Origin of the sequence: Ochrobactrum sp. BTU2 (genome assembly GCF_024539785.1) — a bacterium.
In the GTDB taxonomy this organism is placed as follows: Bacteria; Pseudomonadota; Alphaproteobacteria; order Rhizobiales; family Rhizobiaceae; genus Brucella; species Brucella anthropi.
This window is the reverse complement of sequence record NZ_JAHWRG010000016.1, coordinates 1-21,548: the sequence shown is the minus strand read 5'-3', so window position 1 is coordinate 21,548 and position 21,548 is coordinate 1. Positions and strand designations below refer to the sequence as shown.

Here is a 21,548-nt window from a genome sequence, read left to right as displayed (position 1 = left end):
AGGTTCATAAGAGGTCAAAGGCCAGATCATGACGGATTCCAGAGAAGCTGCATTGAGAAGTTATTTTCAGGACGGTGATCGTTGGGAGAACGAGATCGTCCGGAAAGCAAAACGTTCAAAGGCCGTGGCATGGTTCGTAACCATCATATTCGGGCTCGTCGCGCTTTTCGCATTGCTCGCACTCGTTATGCTGGTTCCGCTAAAATCTTTCGAGCCTGTGATTGTCGTCGTAGACAAGGCTACCGGCTACATCGAAACCAAAAGCGGACTGACAAAAGCGCAAAATCTGACGGATTCACGCGCAATTACACAAGCCAACGTCGTTCGGTATATCAGGACACGTGAAGGCTATGATCCTTACGCGATCGATACAAACTTTGGCACGGCGGCACTGTTGTCGACAGGCGATGCCGCTCGCGAATTGCAAGAGCAATACAGCGTCGCCAACCCGAACAATCCGGCGAAGGTCTTTGGTAAAAACAAGCGTGTGCTTGTCGATGTGAAGTCTGTCACCTTCCCCAACGATTCAACCGCTCTAGTTCGTTTCTCAACCACTGAAAAGTCCGATACCGATGCCATCACCAGACACTACATCGCTGTTGTGCGCTATCGCTACACGGACGAACCCGCCACAAACGAATGGCGGTTTGAAAATCCCCTCGGCTTCCAAGTTTACAATTACCGGCGTGATCAGGAAACCGTCACGGAAGGGAGCAAGGGATGAAAAACCGCTTCCTACTTGCGGCGGCGTTCTCCGCCGCCATCCTTTCGCACGCCCACGCAGCACAGACGCCAAGGGCTGGATCACTCGATTCACGTGTGACCAGTGTCGTCTACCAGCCTAACAATGTCGTCAAAATCTCCGCGACGTATGGCATATCGACAATGATCGTCTTCGATGAAGATGAAAAATTTGAGACCATTTCACTCGGCGATACAGAGAGCTGGCAGGTTGCTCCAACCGAAAAAGGCAACATTCTGTTTGTGAAGCCGACGGCTAAGAACGTCGTTACAAACATGAACGTAGTCACGACCAAGCGCATCTATTTTTTGGAACTGCACGATTATGCGCCCGAAGCTGGCAGACAAGTCTTTGGCGTCCGTTTCATTTACCCCGAGAAGGATTTGAATGCAGCGATGCGCAAAGAGGCTGAATATCGCGCTGCCAACCCGAATATCTCTAAAATCGACAAGGCAAACGTCAATATCGACTATTCCTTTACGGGAGATACGAAACTGAAACCGTCAATGGTTTTCGATGACGGCAAGAAAACCTTCTTCAAATTCACTGGTCGGACGCCAGCAATCTTTGCAGTAAACAGCGATTTTTCCGAAACATTGCGTAACTTCCGCAAGGAAGGCGAATATCTCGTCGTGGATGGCACGGCAACTCAATACACTCTCCGCGACGGTGATCAGTGGATCTGCATCTTCAACCTTAGAAAGCCGGATTTTGGCGCACCCGATCCCGACATCATGGGTCCTGCGCCTGATCAAGTGGCAACCAAGCGGAGAAGGAGCGGCAACTGATGAAACAGTCTCCCGAACTGGAAGCACTGGCGTCTGCCGATGACGCCGGAGTCAGCAACAAGAATGCAAAGCGGAATCAGACGGCTGCGATGGCGGTATTTCTGCTTGCAGGTGTAGCTATGGCTTATTTTGTTCTCAAACAACCTTCGGAGAAGCCGCGCGATCTCGTGCGCGGTGACGAGGAGTTCAGCACCACGTCGTTCAGACCGCCGTCTTTCGTGCGCGACCAGGATCAGCCTCCTGCTGCGCCCGAGCCCAACATCATCAATATCCCGCCGCCTCCACCGCCACCGGAGCCGGAGAAAGTCGACACCACGACATTTAATGTCCCTCCCCCGCCTCCGCCGACAGTCGCGGTGAAGGAACCCGATCAGGCACCCACGCCGGAGATCGTTGAAGAATTTCCAGACCGGTTCAAATCCAAACTTATTCAGATGGATCAAGCGCGATCAGGCGGAGCAAATGGGGGACTTGGTGGCGATAGTGGCGAAGGAACACCGACTGTTGCTGGCGAAGACAGAAACAGCAAGTTTCTGGCGACGGCCTCGGCAATGGCTGACAGGAATGCCAAAGCTACGAAAATCAAGCGCATCGATGCGGTTGTGCCGGAAGGAACGATGATACCCGGTATCCTCGAAACTTCGATCGTAAGCGATCTGCCAGGCCAAGTTCGCGCAATCACCTCAGAAGACGTCTACAGTTTTGATGGTCGTCGCATTCTTATACCTACCGGCACACGCCTCGTAGGTGAATATCAAAGTGACGTAATGACCGGCCAAACCCGCGTCTTCGTGGTTTGGACGCGTTTGCTCCGCGATGATGGAGTTAGTGTCCGTCTGAACTCCATGGGGACAGATAGTCTAGGGCGTTCGGGTCTCACTGGCATCGTTGACAAAAAATGGCGCGAGCGGTTCGGAGCGTCCATCATGCTGTCTGTGGTCGGTGCTGGCGCCAGCTATCTGACGGGTTTTGGAAGCGGAGAAGCTTTCGGGCGCAATAATGATGATGCGAAACGGGGCCAAGAACTCGCACGCGAAACTATCGCAGACACATTCTCGCAGATGGCGAATACCGCGTTGAGCGAGAATTTGCGTATCAAGCCAACGATTAGCGTCCATCAAGGAGAGCGCATCTTTATCTTTGTGCGCCAAGACCTCGATTTTTCCGCGATGTATGACGATCCCGTCACAGAGGCAATGAAGGAAATCCAACGTGAACGCCGGGGCAAATAGTGCGGTGTCAGCCACACAAAGCAGATATTACTTCCTTGAGCGGGCTTTGGAGCCGTTGCGACCACTTCTCAACGATCCGAAGGTTGTAGAAATTGCAGTCAACAAGCCCGGTCACGTTTATGTAGAGCGTCTTGGTGCGGATCACATGGAGTTCCATGCGATTGACGCACTTACAGCGACAGAGATTCAGAATATCGGTGAACGTGTCGCCGGATCGACTGATCAGTATGTCAGTAAATCCGAACCAATATTAAGTGCTTCGCTTCCGACTGGCGAACGCATCCAGGTCGTACTACCTCCTGCCGCTCCTGAAGGTGGATCGATATCGATCCGCAAGCAGGTGGTTAGCAATTTCAGCTTGGAAGAATACAGGGATAGCGGTTCGCTGGACAAGGTATCTGTCGCAGTTGGTGGCCTGAGTGATATCGATCGCCAACTTATCGATCATCTCAAGAAAAACAGGGTTTTTGATTTCATCAACACTGCGATAAAGCAACGCGTGTCAATCCTGATCAGCGGCGGCACTACCTCGGGGAAAACAACTTTTCTAAACGCTTGTCTGCAGTCCGTTCACCCTATGGAACGGATCATTACATTGGAAGACACCCGGGAGCTGTTACCACCACAGGAAAACCGCGTTCACCTTGTGGCTTCCAAAGGTAGTCAAGGCACCGCTAACGTCACGATCCAACATCTGCTCGAAGCATCGCTCCGACTGCGACCAGACCGACTATTTGTTGGTGAGATCCGTGGTGCCGAAGCGTTTTCATTTCTACGCGCAATTAACACTGGCCATCCTGGCTCTATGTCCACAATTCATGCCGATACCCCACAAGGCGCATATGAACAGCTCGCCATGATGATGCAGCAGGCGGGGCTGTCGGGGGGATACTCCAAGCATGACCTTATGTCGTACATTCGCATGGTAATCCCCATAGTCATTCAGCTGCGCCGGGACGGCGGAAAACGCGGTGTATCGGAGATTTTTTTCGCGCGAAATGAGGAGCTATGAGTAAAGGTTACAAAGCGATCTATCTCATATTTTGCGCCGGAACAGCCTTTCTCGTCTGGACCCTGGCATATGGGGTAGCGCTCGGTGTCATTTATAAAGATACTCGCATTCTTAATGTCACCATCACAGAAAACCCTTTTGCGCCGATACAACAAATTTGGGTCTATGCGTCTAACTCAACCCTTCAGCGGGTCGCAATCGGCGCTTTATTACCCGCGATAGCGGCTGCGGTTTTTGCTGCCTATCTTGGTCTTCGGACTCACGAAAATCCGTTGGGAGATGCGGCATTTCAGGACGTTATGGGCCTACGGCGTGGCAAATGGTTTCGAAGTAAGGGGCACATATTTGGACGGTTCGGCCGAAATGTACTGCGTGCGGCCGACAGTCGACATCATCTAATAATTGGCCCCACCCGATCCGGAAAAGGAGCTGGTTACGTCATCCCCAATGCTCTGATGCACGAAGGGTCCATGATCGTATCAGACTTGAAGGGCGAAATATTTAGGGCTACGGCCGGATACCGAAAGAAGAACGGAAGCCAGTTATTCCTTTTCGCACCCGGCTCCGAGACGACACATCGCTATAATCCGCTAGATTTTGTTCGCCCAGAGCGTGGTAATCGCACAACCGATATACAAAATATTGCAAGCATCCTCGTTCCTGAGAACGTCGGTTCCGAAAATTCAGTTTGGCAGGGCTTAGCTCAACAGGTCGTTGCGGGAATTATCAGCTACGTTCTTGAGAGCCCCTATTACCATGGTCGGCGCAACCTTGGTGAAGTCATTTCTTTTGTAAACAGCGGGGTCGATCTGCAGGCACAAATTAAGTTCATCAAGGAAAAAGAGACGAACCTTTCAAAATATACCGTCGAAAGCTTCAACGCATTTCTAGCCTTGTCAGAGCGTGCAGCAGCATCGGCACTGCTCGATATTCAGAACGCACTCAGACCCTTTAGAAATGAACGCATTGTTGCCGCAACGGAGGTAACTGACATGGATATCGCCGCCATGAAACGGCGGCCAATCTCAATTTATCTTGCACCGAATATTACTGATATTACGATCCTGCGACCACTTCTCACATTGTTCGTACAGCAAGTCATGAACATTCTGACGCTGGAACACGATCCGAACTCGTTACCCGTCTATTTTTTGCTGGATGAATTTCGACAGCTTAAAAAGATGGACGAGATTATGACAAAGCTGCCCTATGTGGCTGGTTATAATATCAAGCTCGCAATCATTATTCAGGACCTCAAGAATCTCGACGAGATTTACGGTGAGACTTCGCGTCATTCCCTTCTTGGCAACTGTGGTTATCAACTGGTGCTAGGTGCCAACGATCAGGCCACAGCGGAATATGCATCGCGTGCACTTGGAAAAAGAACCATCCGCTACAAGTCGGAATCCCGCACGATCGAGATTCTTGGACTACCTCGACGCACAAAGGTTGAGCAAATCCGCGAACGCGATTTGATGATGCCGCAAGAAGTGCGGCAAATGCCAGAAAGCAAGATGATTTTGCTTGTTGAAGGACAACGGCCCATCTACGGCGATAAGTTGCGGTTTTTCAACACCATGCCCTTCAAGGCCGCTGAAGCTTATTCGCAATCGCATGTTCCTGATGTGCCGACGATTGAATATCTACCTCATAGGGCAGTTCCAGCACTGACGAGCGAATACGCGAGTAATGGGCAACAGGCCGTTGAGCAGACAATTAGCCCCCTGCCCGCCCGTCCTGAAAAGCATGAGGAACCTCTGCATAAATCGGGCCCAAACAATTCTCCGTCAATTCCTAACGCTGATGACAGGAAAAAAACAAATAGCAGGACGGTCAATCTGAACGTCAAATTAGCTTCAACAGGGAGTGACACGAAGTCGGCAGCTCCTCCCGCTGACATCCATGATCGGATTGAAGAAGTCGAAGCGCAGCTTAAACCGAGCGCAGAGCGATTATTGAAGGCTGTGAACGAAAAAGTCGAAGCCTCGGGCGCATCGCCTCGAAAGCGGAAAAGTTATCTAGACATATTCAATGCTACTGTGCCAGACCCGGAAGATATTGGGCTGATGACCAATGTCACATTGTGAAAATAACTGCGGCACTCGAAAGAGGTGTTGAGTGAGACTCAGCAATCGCGCCGAGCTCAGCAGCACAATTGGGTATAACTTGCCTCGACGCTTCTGACCGGCCAAATTGAAAAAGCTGCCACTCAATTGGTCGCCGAATTCCGGCAGCTTTGTGCCCTCAAATTGGACATATGGGCACCCGCGACGTTGGCCGAAAAGCAGCCATCCCGTTGTCAGAGGTAAAATTTCGCGTATAGGCCTGAAGCGTTTATTTATGAGCGAACGCGCTTTTTTGGAATTACTGTTAAGATGCCACCCGTTGGTCGATCAAATTGGGCTGATCAGGAGTAGAGCGGCCAGACGGCGTCATTGAATTGTGGCGACCAACTGACGCCCACGGTGGCTAACAGATGAAAGAGTGCCGCAGGCACGGGTTGCTAGGGAAGTCTCTCCCTTAGCCATGTCGTCCAGCGGTCGTCTATCGCCCCGTTGATGTACACGTTGCAGCCCGTGGCCACGCTCTCGGCAATGTCTACGATAAGATGTACGCCAACAGCATATCCGTAGTCACCGCCCAGCAGGGTGAGTCCGATGAGCTTCTCAATGTCTCTAGCGCGGTTCTTGTTCACTTCGCGCTTCATTTCCACGACCAAGAGGTTTTTGCGCTGCCCGACGATATGTACCACTATATCCGGTCGAATCTTAGTTGCTAGCTCGCCATCTGCCCTGCCAGCGGCATCCATCCACTTACTGTCTTGCTTGTGCTTGTTCCATTCAGCGTTCACCTGCCATCCAGGATACTGGCCGAACATCTGGGCGAACAGCACGCTGGATAGCGCCGTCTCGTCGTTGTCCGCATAGGCAAGTTCTTCCTGTTGCAGGAATCGCTTCACGGCCTCGACGAAAATCGCCAAAGCCTCTTCGACCGTCATTTCCATGGCTGCGTCCCCTCGGGAGCATTGAACCAACGCCGCTGGGGGAAGTCAATCCCATGGGTTTAAAGACCCCTATTCATCGCCGACGTCGGAGTGGTCAACTGAAAGAAGGTCTATCTTGGCCGACATTTGATTGACCGGCAAAACCACACGTCGCTGGATAACCATCGCTCGCCGGGAAAATTTCTATTGAGTGCGTAAGAGTAAAGCTGCCTCGGTTGTATGGGGGCGCAGCAAAGCGTGGCGTAGCTTGGCGATTGCCTTGGGCACGTTCTTGAACCTTGCTGCATACAGGCTGAAGGTTTCGACTAAGGAAACAATTCGCGCACTCGGACGAATGGTCTACGCTCTTCTATCGCAATACGTAGCTTAGCGGCAATTATCTCGTCCAAGGATAATTGACGAGTTAACGCATCTACAATGTCCATACCGTCCATCAAAAGTATCCGCTTCGCGGTGAAGTCTCGAAGGCTCGGCGAAGTGAACCCTGCATAGGACACATAGAGTCCGCGTGCGCCCTCCAAGCGCTCTCCGACCTTGCCTTGAAATGAATGCAATTCGCCGGCGTTTGTCTCGGCGTTCTTCCATTTCGCCTCTAAGAGAAAGACCGAATGTCGGTGGACGAAAGATCCATCGATCTGCTCGCCATTGCCGATCCTAAAAGACTTGCGAGCCTCTAAGCCCCAAACATCGAACCAGCATCTGAGGAAGCTTTCGAAGGCGTATCCTCTAGCATGTGGCACATCGTCCATTGAATGTAGCATGTTGAATCCTGCTTCCAGCGCAGCTTGAACATTCTCGCTTGGAGCATTCGACTTGGGCGACGGTGCATGGGTTAATGTGGTATCAACAGCTCCCGAGAGAGGCTTGCCACCTAGCTTGACGATCAAGGCGCTCAGCCGCTCGCGGCCTTGCGACACTGGATCCTCACGCCCGGCCATATAGGCTACCCGATATTCCCAGAGGCCATGGAGCGCTTTGACGATGGCAACTTTCTGCGCCTTCTGCATAAATGCACGCAGGCGTTTTCCCTTCGAGTTGCCTTCGTTGATCAAGTAGGCGTCGTTGTAAATGTCTACACCAACTTCATCACGGAAGAATTCTTGGTAGGTTCTATTAGTGAAGTCCATCACGTAGCCTTCACCGAATAGATCGCCGACCAGCTTTAAATCTACCGCTTTGATGTCTTCTGTCACCGATTTGCCCTGTCTGTCCTCGCTTCAGTGATATTGGATCGGTGCGCCACACTACGCAATTCTGGATATGTGTGTCTCCACAGCTGCTTGTCTACTGTACGCCGAACACAAGACGATCGTTTTACGTTGGAGATAGAACGAGATCAGCTTAAACGTCAGGAAAGCATCACCAGGTTGGTGATAATGCCCGAGGTGAAGAATTTCCGAGCAGACGTTTATCGGCCAGGCTTCGATGTGATCGATGTGACAATTTTCAAACCGGGTGAGCCCAAGAACAACGTGATCTAATAGGGGCTTCACTTGCAACTCTAAGATTTAATTTGCATTGTACTTCAATTGATTCTGTAGGATGCGGGGACATGGCAGAAATAACCGGTGCAGAGCTCGACGCGATTTTATCGGGCGATCCGGACGAGTTGGGCGTGCATCTACATCTCGTCGAGCGTGACATCATGATCGATGGTCACAAGGTTACGATGTATTGTCATTGTTTGACGACCGATGGAAATGGCAGGATCAAGGTAAAGCGGCTGGCGGAATTCATGCGCCACGCAGCGGCTGATTACGCTATCCCACGGATGCGAATTGAAGAGGCAAGGCAGAGGGACGCGAAGTTCCGATCCACGTCTGCCGTTGCCGCGCTACATGAAAAAGCAAGAGCTGTGTTCACCGATCTGGCCAAGACTGGCGAGGGCGGCGAAATGCTTCTGTTCCTCCTTGCGGAACGTTTTTTGGGTTTCCCCCATGTCCTGTGCAAGATGGATCTCAAGACCGACAGCCGGATGCACTACCATGGCGCTGACGGCGTCTATGCGTCGGTCGCCGACGACGGAAAGCTGAAGCTATTTTGGGGCGAATCAAAAGTCTACAAGGATCCAACTGATGCTATCCGCGACTGTCTCAATTCGCTGGCACCGTTCTTGATCGAAGAAGATCACCTCGAGTCATCCCGAGAGCGCGACCTCGTGCTTTTGAGCGATAAAGCAGACCTTGGCGATCCGGAACTGTCGGCCGCCTTTCGCCGCTTCTTCGACACTAGTTCACCCCTGTCGAACAGGGTCGAGTATTGCGGGGTAGCGCTTGTCGGCTTCGAAGCGGATTTCTATCCTGACGACGATGGACTGGGTGTGCTTGAGGACATGGTGAAGGCCGCGAAAGAACGCTTTGTTGGCTGGTCGAAATCGGTTGGAAGAAGGCTGACTGAAGAGAAGCTCCAGCATTTCGATATTCATTTCCTCTGCCTGCCAGTTCCTTCCGTCGACAAGTTTCGAGAGGCATTCCTCGACGCTATGGGGCGCTGATGTCGGAAACGGAACTTCAAGATTGGCTCTATGAGACATCAATGCGCGAAGAGCTGCAGCAGCTTGGTCGGGTCACCACTCTTCTGGAACTAGATAATGTGGCCCCGGAGCCTGAGTTGGCGGACATTACGTTTGATTGGCCGCGTCTGCTGTTGGCTGCGAGCATCCTTGCACGTTCGAAAAAGCGCTTGCACCGCGAGGCAAGTCTGCGGATCGCGACCGGCGCGATGTTGCTACCGACGTCAGACCCAGTTCGCGACGCGGCCGCAGTGTTGTTTGATAAGCTGTCGAACCGCCGATCGGTAGCTTTGGCCGAGCAGCGAGGACGGCTTAAACCAGATTTGGAATCAAGGTTAGGTGTCGCGCTTAGAATCGAAGACCAACGTAAGCAGATCGAAAGCTCCATCTTGTTGGAGGCGACAGGGGAGCGCTTGCCGGTCAATGAGTTCCAGCTTGAGTTCTGGCAAGCCGCTGGCCAGGAGAGGGCTTGGCTGTCCGCGTCCGCACCCACCGCATCCGGCAAGACCTTCCTCGTCTTGAAATGGCTCGTCGATTGCATCGCTACCGAGAAGGTGCAGCGGGCGGTCTACCTTGCGCCAACACGCGCCCTTGTTTCGGAAATCGAGTCGTCGCTCACAGAAGTTGCGGCTCAATCTGGGCTCGATATCGAAATCTCCTCATTGCCCTCGGCGCAGAAATATGCAGCCGCGGAGAAATCCGGCAAGCGATGCGTCTTCGTCTTCACTCAAGAACGATTGCATCTTCTGGCCAACCTCTTGCACGAGCGTGTCGAAATCGATCTAGTTGTCGTCGACGAGGCGCACAAGATCGGGGACCCGCAGCGCGGTGTTATCTTGCAAGACGCGATTGAGCGGCTTCTTCGATCTAGTCCGAACATGCGTGTGATCTTTGTAAGCCCGGCAACACAGAACCCCGAGGTACTGCTCGACGACGCGCCGGACACCACCCCGACCATACCGATCGACAGTGATGTGGCCACTGTTTTGCAAAACATCGTTGTCGTCCACCAAGTTCCCGCAAAACCGAAAAAATGGGCACTGAAGTTCCGACACAATAAGGAATATCTGCCCCTCGGGACACTGACGCTTGCAAGCAAGCCGGGTACGCTGGTGAAGAAGCTCGCCTTTATCGCAGCGGCCATAGGTGAGCAGGGCGGTAGCCTTGTTTACGCTAATGGAGCGGCAGAGGCCGAAGATGTCGCTGAGCTCATCAGTCAGTTTCTACCGAAAGCGAAGGAGATCGACCAAGAACTCGCTGATCTTGCTGATCTGGCGCGGAAGTGTGTCCATAGAAGCTACAGGTTGGCACCACTCGTTGAGGCCGGCGTCGCTTTCCACTACGGGAACATGCCTTCGCTAATCCGCCTGGAGGTTGAGCGGCTGTTCAAGACAGGTAAGCTCAAATTCCTAGTCTGTACGTCCACGCTAATTGAGGGCGTCAATCTGTCTTGCAGGACTATCGTGATTCGGGGGCCTCGCAAGGGCAAGAAGACGCCCATGGAGCCGCAGGACTTCTGGAACCTTGCCGGTCGCGCTGGCAGATGGGGCGATGAATTCCAAGGCAACATCATCTGCATCGATGCGTTTGATGAGAAGGTGTGGCCTTCAGGCGTTCCACAGCGAACCCGGTATCCGATCCGGCGTGAGACCGATACTGCTCTTTCGAAACTCGATGAGCTGATTTCCTATATTGAGCAACGTGTCGCAGGAATGGACCTTAACCCTAGTCAGGTCCGTGCCTTCGAGCAGGTGAGCGCTTATCTCACGACAGCATATGTCCGCGACCGGTCTCTTACCGCAGCACCGTGGGCCAAACGCCAATCCTCTGCGAATTTGCTACGCCTCGAGCAAGCGCTTGCGAAAGCTACAGATGGGCTCGACCTTGCAGCGGAAATTGGCGCACGAAACCCAGGTGTAAGCCTCATTGGATTGCAGAATCTGTTGGCATTCTTTCAGGCTTATGGTGGTCCGCTTGAGGACTTGCTTCCCGCCCCATCGGAAAGCGTTGACGCCTATGATCGCTTTTCGAGGATGATGGAGAGGATCAATGACTACGTGTTAAGCGTCTTCGTACCGAAAACACTGATCCCGCTTCACGCCCGGACGGTATTGGAGTGGCTGAAAGGCTATTCGTTGCCAACTATCATACGCAAGCGGATCGAGTATCTTCAACAGCGCGATCGGGAGATTGATACGGCTGGTGTCATCAGAAGCACACTCGAGATGATCGAGAGTACGGCTCGCTTTCTGGCGCCTCGGTATTTCTCAGCATATGTCGACGTGCTGAACCACCATCTGAAGGCCATTGGGCGAGAAGACCTCATCGATATCGACCTCGACATCGGTATTGCCCTGGAATTTGGGGTGAGCACCGTTACCCTACGCTCCTTGATGGAGCTTGGGATGTCACGCATAGGGGCTGTTGCACTATATGAGATTATTGCACTGGATGACCTCGATGAAGCAGCGTGTATTGAATGGGTCATTGAGCGGCGCGACCGGCTGGACGCTCTCGGTTTGCCATTAATCGTGGTTCGGGAGGTTCGCGAAAAAGTGCTGATAAAGGCAATATTGGAGGAGGAATAGATGGCAAAACCAGTTGAATTGGCGAATGGCCAGATTTTCAAGACTAAGAAGGCTGCTGAACAGCATTTTAGAGACATGTTGGCTCGCTATCGCGACGGAGAACACATATCGGATTATCAGGACCACAGTGATCTGTCGTCGCTCCTAGAGCGCTTCGATTTACTTGTTTCCGACGGCCCTTCAAAAATCGGCGCGGGAATAAAGCAGTTCGAGAGGCGGTTGAATAAGGGCGACGGATGGTCCAGCCCAGGATTTTGGGTTATTCGCGTAGATAATACACCGACGGACTTTAGTTACGTTCAAGCGGTTGCAGGTCGTCCCAAGAGTGACGCGGAGGAGTTCTCGGTGGCTTGCCATAACGCAGTGTCACGCGACTTGCTTGGTATGAAGCAGAGGCAGTTTGACCGCTTCGCTGGCCCTGACGGTTTGATCGCGTGCGACATTACTGGAAAACTCGTCGCTTATTCCGAAGCACAGCTCAGTCATGCTCACCCGCCTTTCGGGATCATCGTGAAGGAGTTTCGTGAGTTAAAAGGTTGGCAAGACAGTATTCCAGCCGGTACGTTGACAGCTTCGGCGGATGCCCAGATATCAACGCACTTTGCAGACGATGCGGTAGCGCAAGAGTTTCTGAACTTTCATCATGACCGTGCTGTTCTTAGAATTATCGGCAAGAATAGGCCCTCAATCAGCATTTCTGCGGCAGTCATCGTGAACCGTCCACTTCGTTTCAGGTAAAGCGAACGTCAGTTCTCCCAAAATTACCATTTAAACCCGACAGTCCGCTTGCGGCCCAGACTCCGTCGTGCATCTCATCCAGAATGAACGGCAGGTTGCGGGTGGGAACGGAGCCCTTCGAAACGACCTCTAGAGGGTCGAAAGCACTCATTCGAAACGTGGTGAAATTGCAGAATTAGAGAATGTCGCTCGACTTTGGCCGGTCCATGCGTTTTCCGTGACCGTCTAGAACCTACGTCGATATGCGACAGCGATCTGACCTTTGAACTTCTCGCTTGTAATTGTGTACCACTATAACTTACCAAGTCACACGCGAGGAAGGATGACATGGCATCATACTCATTCTTAAGGTTAAGAGTATGCGGCATTCTAACTTGTCAATTGACAATTTAATATGGCGGAGTATATATTTTGCCTAGAAAGAGGCACACGTCTAAGGAAATAGAAGGCGTCCTCCAGGAGCTCGAAAAGCTCGGGTGGAAGCTGATCGAGGGAAAAGGGCATTGTTTGGGGTATCCTGCGTTGCCCTGCCAATGATCAGGATTGTCGCTGTGGCGAGTTTTGCCAGATGTCGGTCTGGTCGACACCCAAAAACCCTCAGCAACACGCTAAGAAGCTCCGCCAGAAAGCCCTTGCTTGCGTGCAACTAAAGAAAAATGACGAAGGAAATGTCGATGGCTGAGGAATTCGAATTCGAGTTAGTTTTCGCGCTCCCTGACGGGGGACACGATCCATTTGTGTTGTCCGACGCCATCTTCGAAGCTGGCTTCGAGGACGCCCTGGTGGGCACTGGTACGCCCGGCTTGCTCGGTGTCGAGTTAGAAGCGGAAGGCGATGACGCTGAGAACGTAATTCTTAATGCAGCACGGGCGCTGATCAAAGCGCTTCCCGAAGGCACGACCCTTCACGAGGTTCGACCTGACCTGGTAAGCCTGGCTGACGTCGCTGAGAAGCTTGAAGTGCAGCGGCAGGCGCTCCAGCAACGAAAAATGCCTCTTCCTGTCGCAGGCGGACTCTACCGGATCGATGAGATCGTTAAGGTTGTGACAGAAGCATCTAAGCCCCAGGAGGGCCGTCGGCGCCCACGCTTCAATATTGACGCAGCATCCAAGTGGTTTCGCGCTGGCGACGCGGCGCGGCGGGTGAATGCCCTCCTGACTATGAAAGAGATCGACCCTTTAACGATCGAGTTGAGGCCACGTCAGGAACGCTAGGGGAGCTCCACAGTCCACCGCCTACAACGGCCGGCTATAGGGTCGGCATTTATGCATTAGATATATTAAAGACATTGAGTTTTACACTCGGGCATCGGATTCGACTTAGCACGTTTATTCCCGCCCCATAATGTAGTTTGCTCCTGTAACTGACCCCAGACCCGCTTAAATCTCAATCCCACTTCAAACATTCCGGGCAGCAAAAGTGCCCGTCTGATTAAATATTCTTTGCCGTCAAAACGGCAAAAATCCTCCAAGGAAACTGATCATATCGGTTAACCACGCGATGACTGCATTGAACCAGCTTCTCACGACAGTAGCTACGTACACGATCGCTACCAGCCCCAGGACAAGCCAGAACAGAACCGCAAAGAACTTTGCAAGGGCATGGTCGGCCTTCGGATCGGGAGGTGAGTTATAGATGTAATCGTGTCGCATGGTCGATTAACGCTCGTGTTCGTCGCGTTCCTTCTTTTGCTGCTGCTCTTGCTTTAGTTCCTGCAATCGCGCAACCTGCTGTTGCGGCGGATCTGCACGGGTTGTCTCTCCGTCCCGAACGACGGCCTTTGTTTCCATATTCGCGCGATTATCGAGTTGTTTGGAACCTTCAACTTTCTCGTCTGCCCGATCCCGTTCTTCAAGCAAGTTCGCTTCCCATGCCCGGCGATCGACCATTTGTTCGACACGCTGCTTCTGCCCGTCAATCTCCTGTATGACGGTTTTTAGGACGCGTTCCGTACCAGTGGATCGCAAATGAATTTCATCGCCGATTTCAGCGCCAGCACGATGCAACGAATCCGGCAGTCCGACACCCCAGACCGTGCGATTGCCACTGGCGGTTTCAATAACCACAAATGGCGAAGGCTCATTTTTTTCATTATCTTGATAGGGCTTTTCGCCTGTTTCGACGAGGATACCCTGAACGCCCTCCTTATAGTCGACGGTCTTGGACTGCGGCGTTCCGGAATTATCTGCACTCTGTGGCTCTCTATCGATCTTGTTCGACTGATCTGAACCTGCAGATTGCTCCTGATCCCGATGAGCCGCATCCAGCGCCCTGCCCTCGATTGGAGCAATTTCATTACGCAAATAGGACTGCTCGCGACGCGCCAGATCTTGCCAATCCAGTTCGGTCGGCTGATAGCCCTTGACCGAGATGCCGTGCGCCTGGCCCTCCAGCCACGTTTCACGGCGGAACGCCTTGCTCCCCGTTATCTCGATGCTCGTCCAGCCGCGATGCGCTGCTGTTTCGACCATCAAGCGAACACCCTGAACATCGAACGATTTAGCGCGCAGCTTCTCGCCGTTGTCCTGGAACACTTCGCGCTCACCCATTGAATCGGCAAAGACTCGCTGCGTCCCCCCGTGATCCTCACGAATATAATATCGGCTCGTGATTTCATCGGGAAATGAACGATCCATTTCAGCCCGGTAGGATGCTGCCGCCGCTTTCTCCTCGTCATCCATGCTGGAATGAAGTTCGTTGGCATTATCTGCCGATGGCCGGCCCTGCTCTGCTTCCGCGACAACATGCGCTGGCTTTGCAATTTCGGAATCGGGTTCGCGAGCAATCTGCATCGACGAGCTATCCGGCTCGCTTTCTTGCGATGGTGTTTCAACGGTCAATCCACGCTGTTCCGTCAATTCCATATGCTCGCGCATTAGATTGACATGTTCGCGCGTATACTGCGCTACCTGATCCAGATCGGCTTTGTCTTCCAGACCGAGATTGCGGCCAAGTCGGAACAAAGCTGTTTCAACTTCTTTCTCATATGCCTCAAAATCGCTTCTCGACATTTCGCGCATTTTTTCACCCTCCAAAATGATATTTTGCAACTTTACCAAATTGGAACGATATTGCGACCCGAAATCCGCATGAACGATATTAGAATTATTTACGTCCGCTTGAAGCGAAATAGTTGATTCTATTACATCTCTTTGTTGCATAGCATATGCAGAAATCTGACGATCGCCGCTTGCCATTGCGAGTTTCTCCCAACCCTGAGTTACCTTTACGGTATATTCGCGGCTGCGCGCACTTCGCGCCACGCTATGACGACCCGACCGCTTGGCGTCATAACGCGACTGAGCTGCCGCACTCGTCCCCTCATGTTCCGTTCGTCCCTCGCGATTAACCGGCCGAACCTGATTGCGCGTATAGGCTGGAGCATTTGCAAACTCGCGCCTGTCGGTCATTTCCATAGCGATGCCGTGCTCGCGCGCCTTTTCAGCCATAAGTTCGCGCCACTGGCGAAAAACTTGTGGCGAGGTCTCGACCCGATCACCGGCATCCGAACGCATAGCGATAATGGCATGTGCATGGATATGCGGTCGCTTTCCGCCCTGCCCCATCTCTTTCGGGTCGCTGAACGGATCATGCATCGCAAATATGTAGCGGTGTCCTTCGAACTGCGCGGCCAGAAAATCCCGAACAGCACCTTCAAAAGCCTGAACATTGGTGCCAGCTTTGGCAGACATAATGACATGCATCACATCCCTGCCCTTACGGCTGTGCAACTCCCGACGCCACTGCTTTTGCACCAGGTCGCCTGCGGAGCGCGCATCAGAGACAACACGCCCCTTACCATCGCGAACATCACCCTTATGATCCTCGACCAGATTTCTCAGCTTGGCAGCGCCATATTCCACGCCATTACCATACCCGGTAAAACGGAACCGCGCCCTCGCCAGATCAGACGCTGCGCTTTCGTTGTAACGCCTCTGAATAATGTCCGCTGCCTTCGGGTCGCCGGTTAACCGTTCCCCTTCCGCACTGCGCAACACTACAATACCGTCAACTTGTAAAACTCCACGTGAAGGCTGCGAAACAGCATAAGCGAAGCTGCGATTACCGAATGCGCTAGCCAGACTATCGCGTACGAGCTGGTGCAAAGCTTCTTCTGTTGCGAACCCGGCAGCTTCGATCGACACATGGAAAGTCCCAATATCCCTGCTTTCGGCTCGATTTTGAAACAATGGCTCCCAATCTCCATGCAACCGGGCCAGATCCTCGCGACCCTGAAGGCGCTCGCCGTTTTCCTTTTCGACGCGTATTTCCCCGCTACGCGATACATAATTGACCATCGCGCCGAACCGCGCACCGCCACCATACGACGCCATTTTCACCACAGCCGGTTGACTACCTGCTGCGACCGCGACCAAACGGGCTTCCATCGGCCTTGCGGCGGCAATCGGTCTGTTCGCCGCACTTTGTACGGACGCAAATGCTTCTGAGGATCGCGCGCGCATTTTCGGCACCAAGCCGCCACTTGCTGCAGCAGCACCGCCAGCGATTTGCAATTCACGCAATCTACGACGCATTTCCTCTTCGGCGCTACTTGCTACTCCCGAACCCAACGAAAGCTCATGCAGCATCGCCGCACGGCGCTGCTCCCATTCGCTCTCAAAGGCCCCGAGAAAGAATTCCATGGTCGCTATTCCTTGCTGCGGTGTCTGTATCCTGACCGCTTGGTGACGCGCCTCAATTCACTTAGAACCGCAACCTGCATCTTTTGTACGTCACCCACCACCATGCGGATTTCGCCATCTGAAACCGATTTGCCGCTATTCAGCGCTCGAGCGACCTGATTAAGATTGATGCCAATCATGCGCATATCCTCAAGCATGAGGGACAAAAGCGCTCTGTCTTCATCATTGAAGATGGGCTTTACCCCTGCGCCTTGCAGCAACACGGCCTTGAAAAATGCGCTCATCGTCATATCAGCCGCCTTCGCGGCATCGTCGATCGCGTCATATTCGTCCGCCGAGACACGGCTATGAATGGTTTGCGGCTTGGGTTTTACGCCCCCCATACCCTCATTAATTGCTTCATTCATAGGCGTTGTTAGCTCCAATTCAGCGCAGCAATCGACAATCGCGGACGTGTTTCGCGATTGCTTAGCAAAAATGTAGCACATTTTTCCGTATCCTGCCTAACCATTTACAAGGGGAGCCATCCAATATTCGTCTAACTTGGCCTCGCTCCGCTTACCTTACGCCGAGGCTGCGCCCCGGCGCTGCAAAGAAATTACGCTCACCAAGGTTCACCACCAGAACGCTTTATTCGCCTTTGTGTACCCCTCCGTAATCGCCAGCAAGGGACGCTTCGCTCTTCGCCCTTGCCGGACTGCGTGCGAGCGGCACGGACGGCTTTTGCGCGGCTCCGGGGTTCACACTCGATTGGGAGAAACATGTTCCCAAACTCCAGTTATCGAGTGATGTGATTATTTGATGTGAACACATGGTGTGTCACATGCTACAAATCGTATTGTCACATCGTGTGAAAGTACCTTATCCTGACATGTATTCTTGCGCCCTGTTGGCAGCATTGCCGGCGCTTCAGGCAATAATCGACACCAAGAAAACCAGCATTATCCAGGTACAGGAGGGCCATCGTGACACTTCGAATATCTTCGGTAAGCGGCAAAGGTGGAGCGGGGAAGACGACCGCAGTCATCCTGACAGCAGGTGAACTCGCACTCAAAAATCGACGGGTACTCCTAATTGATGCCGATCCACGACAGAACTTAGCCGAGTGGTGGAAGCGGTGCGAGGCAAAGGATAATGTACCAGCGTCGATTTCACTGGCGACGGCACTTCGTCAGAACAATATAGAGAAGTTAATGGCGTCACAGGAGGGCAACTACGACGCCATACTGATCGACGCACCGGGCGTCGATAGTGTAGTGATGGATACGATAATCGACCATTCAGATATCGTCATCACACCCATTCAGCCCGCCCAAGATGAGATTAAAGCAGTTGGTGAAACAGCGGAGGCAATTGCGACACGAACGGACCTTCTAGACCGTAGTATTCCTCAAGCAGTTCTGCGAACACGTATCACTATCGTCAATCGGCATCTGGAGGAATACCGGATCATTCGCCCTTTCGTCCAAAATCTGAGCGAACACGGTTATAATTCCGTGTTGCTCGATACAGAGTTGATCGAGCGCAACTGCTATCGCGAAATCCGCAGCGGTCTTGGCACGCTACAAATGCTCGAACCGAGTGAACCGGTTCTCAAGGCCAGAGCGGAGGTGAATGCATTCGTCGAGGAGTTGGAGCATCTTAAAAAGGAGCACGACGGGGAGACTATCAATGGCTAAGGGAAAAATCTCTCTTTCTGATTTCCCTGTCGCGGAACGTCGAAAACGTTCTATTGATCTGGACAAAGTCACTGCCTCTCCCCCGCCAGTTACTCACGCGCGCGACGAAAACGCTGCAAAAGTTGGAAATGAATCAGCGCCAGCGACATCAAGACAGAAAAAGCAGTATACGCCTCTTGAGACAACACCGGAACAGCACCGGGCAAGTGCTATTGAAACTGCGAACCGTCGGGAAGACTCCCGTAATCGACTGCGTGAGCTTCGCAAGTCTCGTGAGCGTGAAAGCAAGCATTTCGTCAACGTTTCGCTTGATTATGAAACCAAGCGTCGACTTGAGAAAGCAGCACACGACAACGGTCTCAAGATGACCGTCATACTTCGAGACGCAATTGATCAGTATCTCAAAGATAACGGATACTGATCATGCTTGGTCGAAGTTTTCTCATCGGCATTGCGGTCGGAATTGCCGTTGGGATCTATATCGCTCCATCGCTGCGCACCAATCTGGATCTTCATACCGACGAACGGAAGGTCGCTAGTCTGGCAAAGCAAAGCTACGATGCCATTTGGCCTGATGACGAAACAGCCAGGACGGAGTTATTTCGATTGTCGAACTGGAATTACGCCGATTACGGCCGTTCTTCCAAAGTGTCGGTCCTGCGTTGTATTCCAATCAAAGAGCAGACTGTTGCATGCGAATTGTCTGCATCGCTAAGCTGGTTGAATGAGCCCAAAGCTATCGAAGCCGTCTTCGAGGGGGTGGCCAATGATTGGCGCCTTGTGGCGGTGAAATCCAGATAACCGATGTGACGACGATCGGCATTGGAATCCCAAACGCTAGCGCCGAATGCGCCCTCCTCCTTCATTTCAATATAAAACGCGCGCTGAAAACAGGCGAACACGAACTCTGAAGTGCTGCTATTTCTGAAAAATATGGTAATGATCGCCGTTGTGGCACGGCAGGTAAAAGGGGTTCCAGCGTGAGTAGTGAGTCATTGGATTTCGCAAATGAGCATTCTTTGGAAAGGACCAATGATCCTGAGATCGATAAGCCAGTCTTCAGGCGTTCAGGTTTTAACGGAATAAGCACGTTTGAAGAAATAGATCAGCGACTTGCAAAATACCTGCGCGACGCACGTGAAAAAGCGGGCCTGAAACAAGCTGATTTTGCGCCACTGATGGGACTGTCTACGCCAGTTTATGGCCGTTATGAGCGGGCGTTTTCAAAACTCCACGTCACACGCATGGTTCATATTTGCGAAGTGCTGAACGTTATGCCCATCGACATGCTTTACGAGGCAGCACCTCATTTGTGGGGCAAAAGTGAGGAGGAAGCCAAGGATCGCGTCGAACTTGCGAAACTCGTGGCAAATCTCCCGCACAGCACTACGCGTGACTTGCTTTCGTTGGTTAAAAAAATGGCAGACTTACAAAGCCAGGTCGATGCCAAACCGCAAAGCACGGATCCAATCAAATAGTCGAAGTTGGCAATGGCAATTGCGAATAGCCGACAATTGCTCGAAATGCGCGATAAGAACCAATCCTCAATGGGAGGATCGGGTTTACTGTTGCACTTCCATACTTAATATGATACTAAATTTCGCACCCAATTGGATACGGAATTTGTTATGCAACGTGTGGAAGCAAATATAGCAGTTAGTGTTTCGGACCTCAAAAAAAGTCCGTCAGCGGTAATGGACGAGGCTAATGGCGAGGCTGTCGCCGTTCTTAATCACAATCGAATTATGGCTTATATGGTTCCCGCTAGCGTCTATGAAGCCATGCTCGAGAAGCTGGACGATATTCGTCTGACTGAGATAATCCGGAAACGAGCCGACGAAAAGGGCCTTTCGGTCGATATCGATGCCTTATAAGCTTGAATTCCTGCCTTCGGCACTCAAAGAATGGAATAAACTCGGCTCAACAATCCAAGAGCAATTAAAGAAAAAACTGCGTGAACGTTTGGAAACGCCGCGGGTCGTTAGCGCCTCACTTCACGGTATGCCTGACCATTACAAGATAAAATTACGTCAATTAGGCTATCGGCTGGTTTATTCCGTCAACGACGACACTGTAACGGTGTTGGTCGTGGCAGTTGGAAAACGTGAGCGTGGCGATGTTTATAATACCGCTCGCTCCAGAACACAGTAATATCTCATAATCTTGTCATTTCTGTCAGATCTGATGCGGCAGAAAAGGCCTGTTTGACATGGAGGTCGCTTACGCGACCTCCGATCCGTGTATCGATGTAAGCCCATGCAGATAATCGGCAATCGCCTGAGCTTTGGCTGCTGCGGTGATAATGGCGCGTTTGTCCGCCTTCATGACGGACATCCAGCTTTCAAGGTAAGCGGCTGTGTTTTCGCGAGGATCATGGGATACACCCAGGTCAGCGCAAAGGAATGCTGCGGACAGTTCTGCGACCAGCTCTTCGAGCGCATAAGCGTTGGTGCCGAAGCGGCCCGACATATCACGATCAAGGCGATGTTTTGCGCCTGACCAATGCCCGTTATGCCGATATCGGCATAATGGTCATTATGCCGTAAGTCGGATTATGCCGCATGGCCGAGCTTTTCGGCTGTCACGCCGGCTTTCGGCCATGCGGCAGTT

Annotated in this window: 19 protein-coding genes and 1 pseudogene; 15 read left to right on the top strand and 5 right to left on the bottom strand. The window is 52.3% G+C overall.

Annotation, left to right across the window (positions count from 1 at the left end; all coding sequences use genetic code 11):
- Positions 1-28: 28 nt before the first annotated feature.
- Genes KWJ32_RS24115 through KWJ32_RS24095 form a run of 5 tightly spaced genes read left to right on the top strand, consistent with a single transcriptional unit; the run spans position 29 to position 5,861 of the window.
- Positions 29-724: a type IV secretion system protein gene (locus tag KWJ32_RS24115; protein ID WP_256886404.1), complete on the top strand. Its 696-nt coding sequence runs from the start codon at positions 29-31 to the stop codon at positions 722-724.
- Positions 721-1,530, top strand: a complete 810-nt coding sequence (locus KWJ32_RS24110; RefSeq protein ID WP_256886403.1) for a TrbG/VirB9 family P-type conjugative transfer protein — start codon at positions 721-723, stop codon at positions 1,528-1,530. The genes KWJ32_RS24115 and KWJ32_RS24110 overlap by 4 nt, the downstream gene beginning before the upstream one ends.
- A complete protein-coding gene (gene virB10 / locus KWJ32_RS24105; RefSeq protein WP_024899890.1) occupies positions 1,530-2,762 on the top strand; it encodes a type IV secretion system protein VirB10 in 1,233 nt (410 codons plus the stop codon). The genes KWJ32_RS24110 and virB10 overlap by 1 nt, the downstream gene beginning before the upstream one ends.
- A complete protein-coding gene (gene virB11 / locus KWJ32_RS24100; protein ID WP_024899891.1) occupies positions 2,743-3,774 on the top strand; it encodes a P-type DNA transfer ATPase VirB11 in 1,032 nt (343 codons plus the stop codon). Before virB10 ends, virB11 begins: the two co-directional genes overlap by 20 nt.
- A complete protein-coding gene (locus tag KWJ32_RS24095) occupies positions 3,771-5,861 on the top strand; it encodes a type IV secretory system conjugative DNA transfer family protein (RefSeq protein ID WP_256886402.1) in 2,091 nt (696 codons plus the stop codon). The genes virB11 and KWJ32_RS24095 overlap by 4 nt, the downstream gene beginning before the upstream one ends.
- Before the next feature lie 416 nt (positions 5,862-6,277).
- On the opposite strand, the gene KWJ32_RS24090 is transcribed toward KWJ32_RS24095, so the two are convergent.
- Together KWJ32_RS24090 and KWJ32_RS24085 are read right to left on the bottom strand one after the other, a co-directional pair.
- A complete protein-coding gene (locus tag KWJ32_RS24090; protein WP_256886401.1) occupies positions 6,278-6,778 on the bottom strand; it encodes a hypothetical protein in 501 nt (166 codons plus the stop codon).
- A gap of 305 nt (positions 6,779-7,083) precedes the next feature.
- Positions 7,084-7,971, bottom strand: a complete 888-nt coding sequence (locus tag KWJ32_RS24085; RefSeq protein WP_256886400.1) for a hypothetical protein — start codon at positions 7,969-7,971, stop codon at positions 7,084-7,086.
- A 359-nt stretch (positions 7,972-8,330) separates the two neighbouring features.
- Between KWJ32_RS24085 and KWJ32_RS24080 the strand changes: the two genes are divergently transcribed.
- The 4 genes from KWJ32_RS24080 (at position 8,331) to KWJ32_RS24065 (ending at position 13,830) form a co-directional block, all read left to right on the top strand.
- The gene (locus KWJ32_RS24080; protein WP_256886399.1) at positions 8,331-9,272 is read left to right on the top strand and encodes a DUF1837 domain-containing protein; all 942 of its coding nucleotides are present in this window, start codon (positions 8,331-8,333) and stop codon (positions 9,270-9,272) included.
- Complete coding sequence (locus KWJ32_RS24075; RefSeq protein ID WP_256886398.1) at positions 9,272-11,878, top strand: DEAD/DEAH box helicase; 2,607 nt, start codon at positions 9,272-9,274, stop codon at positions 11,876-11,878. Before KWJ32_RS24080 ends, KWJ32_RS24075 begins: the two co-directional genes overlap by 1 nt.
- Positions 11,879-12,616, top strand: a complete 738-nt coding sequence (locus KWJ32_RS24070; protein ID WP_256886397.1) for a DCL family protein — start codon at positions 11,879-11,881, stop codon at positions 12,614-12,616.
- Positions 12,617-13,290: 674 nt separating this feature from the next.
- On the top strand, positions 13,291-13,830 hold the full coding sequence (locus tag KWJ32_RS24065) for a hypothetical protein (protein ID WP_256886396.1): 540 nt from the start codon (positions 13,291-13,293) through the stop codon (positions 13,828-13,830).
- A gap of 444 nt (positions 13,831-14,274) precedes the next feature.
- Here KWJ32_RS24065 and KWJ32_RS24060 read toward each other — a convergent pair whose 3' ends face one another.
- On the bottom strand, positions 14,275-17,259 hold the full coding sequence (locus tag KWJ32_RS24060; RefSeq protein ID WP_256886395.1) for an LPD7 domain-containing protein: 2,985 nt from the start codon (positions 17,257-17,259) through the stop codon (positions 14,275-14,277).
- Between the two features lie 5 nt (positions 17,260-17,264).
- On the bottom strand, positions 17,265-17,666 hold the full coding sequence (gene mobC / locus KWJ32_RS24055) for a plasmid mobilization relaxosome protein MobC (protein ID WP_024899910.1): 402 nt from the start codon (positions 17,664-17,666) through the stop codon (positions 17,265-17,267).
- Positions 17,667-18,224: 558 nt separating this feature from the next.
- On the opposite strand from mobC, the gene KWJ32_RS24050 reads away from it, so the two are divergent.
- The 6 genes from KWJ32_RS24050 to KWJ32_RS24025 all read left to right on the top strand — a co-directional run bounded on the left by KWJ32_RS24050 (position 18,225) and on the right by KWJ32_RS24025 (position 21,089).
- Positions 18,225-18,938, top strand: a complete 714-nt coding sequence (locus KWJ32_RS24050) for a ParA family protein (RefSeq protein ID WP_256886394.1) — start codon at positions 18,225-18,227, stop codon at positions 18,936-18,938.
- A complete protein-coding gene (locus tag KWJ32_RS24045) occupies positions 18,931-19,359 on the top strand; it encodes a ribbon-helix-helix protein, CopG family (protein WP_256886393.1) in 429 nt (142 codons plus the stop codon). Before KWJ32_RS24050 ends, KWJ32_RS24045 begins: the two co-directional genes overlap by 8 nt.
- A 2-nt stretch (positions 19,360-19,361) precedes the next feature.
- Positions 19,362-19,739: a hypothetical protein gene (locus KWJ32_RS24040; RefSeq protein ID WP_094574682.1), complete on the top strand. Its 378-nt coding sequence runs from the start codon at positions 19,362-19,364 to the stop codon at positions 19,737-19,739.
- 179 nt (positions 19,740-19,918) lie between these two features.
- Complete coding sequence (locus tag KWJ32_RS24035; RefSeq protein ID WP_128095072.1) at positions 19,919-20,416, top strand: helix-turn-helix transcriptional regulator; 498 nt, start codon at positions 19,919-19,921, stop codon at positions 20,414-20,416.
- 150 nt (positions 20,417-20,566) lie between these two features.
- Complete coding sequence (locus tag KWJ32_RS24030; protein ID WP_256886392.1) at positions 20,567-20,812, top strand: type II toxin-antitoxin system Phd/YefM family antitoxin; 246 nt, start codon at positions 20,567-20,569, stop codon at positions 20,810-20,812.
- Complete coding sequence (locus KWJ32_RS24025; protein ID WP_165902970.1) at positions 20,802-21,089, top strand: type II toxin-antitoxin system RelE/ParE family toxin; 288 nt, start codon at positions 20,802-20,804, stop codon at positions 21,087-21,089. The genes KWJ32_RS24030 and KWJ32_RS24025 overlap by 11 nt, the downstream gene beginning before the upstream one ends.
- Positions 21,090-21,158: 69 nt before the next feature.
- Here KWJ32_RS24025 and KWJ32_RS24020 read toward each other — a convergent pair.
- A pseudogene (locus KWJ32_RS24020) lies at positions 21,159-21,443 on the bottom strand (zincin-like metallopeptidase domain-containing protein); the annotation flags it as partial.
- Between the last annotated feature and the right edge of the window lie 105 nt (positions 21,444-21,548).

Coding starts and splice junctions, on each gene's coding strand:
- KWJ32_RS24115 (WP_256886404.1), top strand. CDS start 29: ATGACGGATTCCAGAGAAGCTGCATTGAGAAGTTATTTTCAGGACGGT.
- KWJ32_RS24110 (WP_256886403.1), top strand. CDS start 721: ATGAAAAACCGCTTCCTACTTGCGGCGGCGTTCTCCGCCGCCATCCTT.
- virB10 (WP_024899890.1), top strand. CDS start 1,530: ATGAAACAGTCTCCCGAACTGGAAGCACTGGCGTCTGCCGATGACGCC.
- KWJ32_RS24095 (WP_256886402.1), top strand. CDS start 3,771: ATGAGTAAAGGTTACAAAGCGATCTATCTCATATTTTGCGCCGGAACA.
- KWJ32_RS24090 (WP_256886401.1), bottom strand. CDS start 6,778: ATGGAAATGACGGTCGAAGAGGCTTTGGCGATTTTCGTCGAGGCCGTG.
- KWJ32_RS24080 (WP_256886399.1), top strand. CDS start 8,331: ATGGCAGAAATAACCGGTGCAGAGCTCGACGCGATTTTATCGGGCGAT.
- KWJ32_RS24075 (WP_256886398.1), top strand. CDS start 9,272: ATGTCGGAAACGGAACTTCAAGATTGGCTCTATGAGACATCAATGCGC.
- KWJ32_RS24070 (WP_256886397.1), top strand. CDS start 11,879: ATGGCAAAACCAGTTGAATTGGCGAATGGCCAGATTTTCAAGACTAAG.
- KWJ32_RS24065 (WP_256886396.1), top strand. CDS start 13,291: ATGGCTGAGGAATTCGAATTCGAGTTAGTTTTCGCGCTCCCTGACGGG.
- KWJ32_RS24060 (WP_256886395.1), bottom strand. CDS start 17,259: ATGGAATTCTTTCTCGGGGCCTTTGAGAGCGAATGGGAGCAGCGCCGT.
- mobC (WP_024899910.1), bottom strand. CDS start 17,666: ATGAATGAAGCAATTAATGAGGGTATGGGGGGCGTAAAACCCAAGCCG.
- KWJ32_RS24045 (WP_256886393.1), top strand. CDS start 18,931: ATGGCTAAGGGAAAAATCTCTCTTTCTGATTTCCCTGTCGCGGAACGT.
- KWJ32_RS24040 (WP_094574682.1), top strand. CDS start 19,362: ATGCTTGGTCGAAGTTTTCTCATCGGCATTGCGGTCGGAATTGCCGTT.
- KWJ32_RS24030 (WP_256886392.1), top strand. CDS start 20,567: ATGCAACGTGTGGAAGCAAATATAGCAGTTAGTGTTTCGGACCTCAAA.
- KWJ32_RS24025 (WP_165902970.1), top strand. CDS start 20,802: ATGCCTTATAAGCTTGAATTCCTGCCTTCGGCACTCAAAGAATGGAAT.